Here is a 5,492-nt window from a genome sequence, read left to right on the forward strand (position 1 = left end):
GGAGAGCGCGGGACTTCCCGCCGGAGAAGTTAAACTTTAAAATCTTTGGTATAGATTTAGGACATCAGCTAAATCAACCATAACTAAAGTATGATTGCTAAATCACCTAAATAATTACAAAATATAAATGTTCCTTGATTCTAAACTTTTGGTAGATAAATAATGACCCAAAAATCAGGTCTCAAGGCTCCCCTTTTAAGGGCATAAAAAAAATAAACTTCAGTATTTCAAGGTTCTGACTTTACCTGGAGCTACTGATAACTAATAACTGATAACTAATAACTTAAATGACTACTACTTATACATTTTTGGGTAAAGGTGGCACTGGTAAAACAACTATTGCATTTGCCACTGCCAAACGATACGCTAGCCAAGGTAAAAAAGTTCTATTTGTGGGACAAGAACCTGCCTCCACATTATCTTTAATATTGGGTACTGATATTAGTTCTAAACCTACAGAAATAGACTCGAATCTCAAAGCTGTCAATATTCAGGCAGCAAGTTTACTAGAAAGCGGTTGGGAAGAACTCAAAAAACTAGAAGCTGAATATATCCGTACGCCCTTCTTTAAAAAGGTATATGGTCAAGAACTGGGAGTATTACCAGGAGTAGAAGGAATTCTGACCATTAATGTTATGCGTGGATATAGTGCTAGTGGGGAATATGATGTAATTATTTACGATGGCACCGGAGATAAGGAGACTTTACGACTTTTAGGTTCGGCGGAAGTTATGAGTTGGTATATTCGTCGCTTCCGTCAAGTTATTCTCGACTCAGACCTCTACAAAGCTATTTCTCCATTTGTTCAACCTGTTAGTAGTGCTATTCTGAATGTTGATTGGACAGGGGATAATTTTTCTCAACCGACGGCAAAAATGAATGAACTGTTAGATAATGCCAAAGCTACTATAGCCGATCCAAATAGGGTAGCAGCATATTTGGTTACTACAGATGATAAGGCAGCGATCGCTACAGCAAGATATTTATGGGGAAGTGCCCAACAAGTTAATCTAACTGTAGGGGGAGTAATTCTTAATCAGGCAGACTTGGTGGATAATATTACTGCTGAATCTTCACCAATTACTGCTGAATTTGCACCATTATCAGTAGCTCCTGTTCCCCGTCGTTCTACTGAAGATTGGAAACCTCTAATAGATGCTCTACCAGATTTTAGTCAAGCAGTTAAGGCTCCTAAGCCTATTATTATAGATATTGAAAAAAGTCAAGTAAGTTTATTTTTGCCTAGTTTTGATAAAAAACAAATTGCACTTACTACTAATGGGCCAGAGGTAACTATTGAAGCGGGAGACCAGAGGAGAAATATATTACTTCCTCCACCTCTAAATGGAAAACCTGTCACTGGTGCAAAATTCCAAAATGATTATTTGATTATTTCTTTTTAATTAGGGAATAGGGAGTAGGAGAGTGTGGGAGGTGTGGGAAGGGTGGGAGGTGTGGGAGGTGTGGGAGGTGTGGGGAGTGTGGGAGGTGTGGGGAGTGTGGGAGGTGTGGGAGGTGTGGGGAGTGTGGGAGGTGTGGGGAGTAGGAAAAAGATTGATTTTTGAGTTTGGTAACCAGAAAGTTTATAGCAATTTTCCGAGATATTAATCAAACAACCAATTTAGCTTAGGTTTGGAGACCAAACCCCTACAGTAAATGATTAAAACTTATAGTATAAACTGGGTTTATGAAACTAAAATTTGCCATATCCAGCATTAAATTAGGGTAATAAAAATGAATCAATCTTCAAATTCTCCTGTTACTCAACAAAAGCAATGGGATTATGGTGATACCGATGAACTGGTCTGCGAACTCTGTCGGCACTTCTACAGTTTAGGTTGGGCAAGTGGCACTGGTGGAGGCATTTCCATCCGTGACGAAGATGGCATCCACGTCGCACCATCGGGGGTACAGAAGGAACGGATATCCCCGGAGGATGTGTTCCTCCTCGACGCCAGAGTTCTCGATCGCGCAGAGGTTCTACGACCTGCGGCTAATTCCAACTTGCGTATGAGCGAGTGTACGCCACTCTTTATGGCTGCTTACCGACTGCGCAACGCTGGGGCAGTTCTGCACAGCCACTCGATCTGGGCAATGTTGACTGCACATCTGTGTTCCCACAACGGTGAGCCAGGCGTCTTTCGTAGCTGCAACCTAGAGATGCAAAAGGGTTTGCGTGGCCGTGGCTGCTTTGAAACAGTTGAGGTGCCAATCATCCCTAATACTCCCCGTGAGTCCCAGCTTACCGACAGCCTCACGGTAGCCATCGAAGCTAACCCCGATGTGGACGCTGTCATTGTCGCTGGCCACGGGGTCTACGTCTGGGGGAAAGATTGGGGCCACGCGAAGACTCAGGCTGAATGCTACGACTACCTGTTCCGTGCGGTAGTAGAAGCCCATCGCTTAGGTTTACCCATCCATCTTGAGAACCCATGAGGGATAGATAATCTAAATAGCTAGATAAAATTAATTGTATTACAGCGCTTTTCATTTGAGTAAACCACAAAGTAGGGGCGAATGGCATCCTCATAAGGTTATCATTTTTTTATGTGGTTCATTGACCTGAAAACTGCTGTATAGTAAAAATTTAGAGTCTTGAACCAGTATGCACCATTCCCCACTAAAAGTTGGGGAATATTTTTTTCCACTCAGAACTTTGTAGTCTCGAGTAATCAAAATAATCAAATTAAAAATGACTAATCAAGAACCAAAACAAGAACAAAAAGAAACTGAAAATAGCACTGCTAAAACCAGACAACTATTAGGAATGAAAGGTGCGGCAAGTGGAGAAACTAATATTTGGAAAATCCGCCTGCAATTAATGAAACCTATAACCTGGATTCCGTTAATATGGGGAGTAGTTTGTGGAGCTGCATCTTCAGGAAATTATAGTTGGAGTCTAGAAAATGTGTTGATATCTGCTGCTTGTATGTTATTAGCAGGACCTTTGATGGCTGGTTATACACAAACTTTAAATGATTTTTATGACCGGGAAATAGACGCTATTAATGAACCTTATCGACCTATTCCTTCTGGTGCAATTTCTATTCCTCAAGTTGTAACTCAAATTGTTTTTTTGTTATTAGCAGGAGTTGGTTTATCATATATCCTAGATTTGTCTGTTGGTCACGATTTTCCAATTATTACTGTGCTTTGTTTCTTTGGTGCATTTATAGCTTATATTTATTCTGCACCACCACTGAAGTTAAAACAAAATGGTTGGTTGGGAAATTATGCTTTAGGTTCTAGTTATATTGCTTTGCCTTGGTGGACTGGTCATGCTTTATTTGGAGAGTTAAATTTAACTATTGTAATTCTGACTTTGTTTTATAGTTTTGCAGGATTAGGAATTGCGGTAGTTAATGATTTTAAGAGTGTGGAAGGAGATGAAAAGTTGGGTTTAAAGTCACTTCCAGTTATGTTTGGTATTGGTACTGCTGCTTGGATTTGTGTACTGATGATTGATATTTTTCAAGCTGGAGTTGCAGTTTATTTAATTAGCATTCAAGAAAATTTGTATGCTGTTATTTTGTTGTTAATGGTAATTCCTCAGATTACTTTTCAGGATATGTATTTTCTCAGAAATCCTCTAGAAAATGATGTGAAATATCAAGCTAGCGCTCAACCTTTTTTAGTATTGGGAATGTTAATTACAGGTTTAGCTTTAGGTCATGCAGGAGTTTAATTCAGTTATCAGTTATCAGTTATCAGTTATCAGCATATCAGTTATCAGCAAGGAAGAAGGTTGAAAATTTTATCATGTTGATATTACAGCGCATTTCAGATTAGTAAGGTACACCAGTCGCGGGCAAGATGCCCGCACTGGGCACATTTTTGTACGGTAAATTAACCTCATTTACCTGAAATATGCTGTATTAATTTAAACTGGAATTTGCCCCTACTATTAGGTATCTCCAATAATAAAAAATTACAGCGGTTTTCATCTGAATAAACCACAATGATACTGACTCCTAACTCATTACTCCTAACTCATTACTCATTACTCATTACTCCTACAACAGTTTTGTGGTCTACTCAACTGAAAAGCGCTGTAAATCAATTATTTCCCCCTACTCCCGACTCTCTACTCCCTCTGTTATTAATTTTCAACAGACAGAATAAACTAGATTTCATCGAATGACAAAAAAAACAAAAAAAGTCGATATTAGCAGTAAACGCTTAATCGGAATTTCCCCTAGTCGTTGGGTAGAATGGGTGAGTGAAATTCCTAATGTTAGTGTCAAAGAAATTATTTCTTCAGACTTCCAGTGGTTAAGTCGAGAAGGGGATGTTTTAATGCGTGTTTCTAGTCAAGAACATGGAGAATTTCTAGTTCTGAATGAAATACAATTAAGATACGATTCAGAAATGCTAACTCGGATGAATGCTTATGCTGCATTAGCAAGGGAAAAGTACAAAAAACCAGTTTATCCTGTGTTAATAAATATTCTCCAACCAAGCGAAACCACAGAAATAGTCAATTGTTATGAATCAGAATTTTTGAATCTGAAAGGATATCAAGACTATAGAGTTATTAATTTGTGGGAAGTAGAGGCAGATGCAGTTTTTCAACAACCTCTTCCTTCTTTATTGCCTTTTGTTCCTATTCTGAAAGGAGGTGGAGAAGAAGCAACTGTGAGAAAAGCTTTGCAACTTTTACGGGAGGATGAACAACTTTTAGAATTAGAAAATTTACTAGCATTTTTTGCTACCTTTGTGTTAAAAACGGAAGTAATACAACAAATAATGAGGTGGGATATGGCAGTATTACAACAATCTCCTTGGTATCAACAAATTTTACAAGAAGGAATTGAAATCGGTCAACAACAAGGTCAACAACAAGGAATACTTTCTGGAATAGAAATCGGATTAGAATTGAAATTTGGGGAATTAGGAAAAGAGATATTTTCAGAGATTAATACTATTGAAAATATTCAGGTTTTAGAAACAATTCTTTCCTCTCTTAAAACTGTGGAAACTATTGAGCAATTACGGCAAATTTATCAATAGAATTTGCTGCTGGGAGTAGCGATCGCTTTTTCAGTTATCAGTTATCAGTTATCAGTTATCAGTTATCAGCAGACATGATTCAGGAGACAGGAGAGAAGAGGAAGAATTTTTTTGTTTCGCTGCGCGACATGAAACGCGTCAGCGGAACGGAGTTCTATCGCGTTCTTATCTGGACATAATATTACACAAAGAAACCCGGGTAGTGCCTCAAGGAAGTGTGGGAAGTGTGGGGAGGGTGGGAAGTGTGGGAAGTGTGGGAAGTGTGGGAAGTGTGGGAAGTGTGGGAAGTAGGAGGAATAATTGTACTTGTATCTTTTTGGAAAGTGTCTGCTACCCGTCCTAACTTTTTAGTCTTAAAGGCTAAAAAATTTGCACTTTTTTCGCTCTATAAGTGCCTTAAACCTTGATATATCAGTGCTTTTAGATTATATTGGCCAGGCATACTAGGGCGTTTCCTACACTTTATTGATGCACAACCGAAA

Annotated in this window: 6 protein-coding genes; all 6 read left to right on the forward strand. The window is 38.8% G+C overall.

Going from position 1 to position 5,492, the window contains the following annotated elements:
- The first annotated feature begins 287 nt into the window (after positions 1 to 287).
- The 6 genes from F6K40_RS38430 (at position 288) to F6K40_RS38455 (ending at position 5,417) form a co-directional block, all read left to right on the forward strand.
- Positions 288 to 1,403, forward strand: coding sequence for a Get3/ArsA fold putative tail anchor-mediating ATPase NosAFP (locus F6K40_RS38430; protein WP_293145019.1), 1,116 nt, complete (start codon positions 288 to 290; stop codon positions 1,401 to 1,403).
- 31 nt (positions 1,404 to 1,434) lie between these two features.
- Positions 1,435 to 1,608 (forward strand): hypothetical protein, encoded by a 174-nt coding sequence (locus F6K40_RS38435; RefSeq protein WP_293145022.1) that lies wholly within the window; start codon positions 1,435 to 1,437, stop codon positions 1,606 to 1,608.
- Positions 1,609 to 1,734: 126 nt separating this feature from the next.
- On the forward strand, positions 1,735 to 2,436 hold the full coding sequence (mtnB, locus tag F6K40_RS38440) for a methylthioribulose 1-phosphate dehydratase (RefSeq protein WP_293145025.1): 702 nt from the start codon (positions 1,735 to 1,737) through the stop codon (positions 2,434 to 2,436).
- Between the two features lie 256 nt (positions 2,437 to 2,692).
- Positions 2,693 to 3,685 carry a chlorophyll synthase ChlG gene (chlG, locus tag F6K40_RS38445; protein ID WP_293145027.1) on the forward strand — a complete coding sequence of 331 codons (993 nt, stop codon included), beginning with the start codon at positions 2,693 to 2,695 and terminating at the stop codon, positions 3,683 to 3,685.
- Between the two features lie 452 nt (positions 3,686 to 4,137).
- Positions 4,138 to 5,010 carry an RpnC/YadD family protein gene (locus F6K40_RS38450; protein WP_293145030.1) on the forward strand — a complete coding sequence of 291 codons (873 nt, stop codon included), beginning with the start codon at positions 4,138 to 4,140 and terminating at the stop codon, positions 5,008 to 5,010.
- A 215-nt stretch (positions 5,011 to 5,225) separates the two neighbouring features.
- Positions 5,226 to 5,417 (forward strand): hypothetical protein, encoded by a 192-nt coding sequence (locus F6K40_RS38455; RefSeq protein ID WP_293145033.1) that lies wholly within the window; start codon positions 5,226 to 5,228, stop codon positions 5,415 to 5,417.
- Positions 5,418 to 5,492 lie beyond the last annotated feature (75 nt).

It is taken from the genome of Okeania sp. SIO3I5, assembly GCF_010672085.1.
Classification (GTDB): domain Bacteria; phylum Cyanobacteriota; class Cyanobacteriia; order Cyanobacteriales; family Microcoleaceae; genus Trichodesmium.

Excerpts from the sequence above, each read along its gene's own strand:
- F6K40_RS38430 (WP_293145019.1), top strand. The coding sequence starts at position 288 with ATGACTACTACTTATACATTTTTGGGTAAAGGTGGCACTGGTAAAACA.
- F6K40_RS38450 (WP_293145030.1), top strand. The coding sequence starts at position 4,138 with ATGACAAAAAAAACAAAAAAAGTCGATATTAGCAGTAAACGCTTAATC.
- mtnB (WP_293145025.1), top strand. The coding sequence starts at position 1,735 with ATGAATCAATCTTCAAATTCTCCTGTTACTCAACAAAAGCAATGGGAT.
- chlG (WP_293145027.1), top strand. The coding sequence starts at position 2,693 with ATGACTAATCAAGAACCAAAACAAGAACAAAAAGAAACTGAAAATAGC.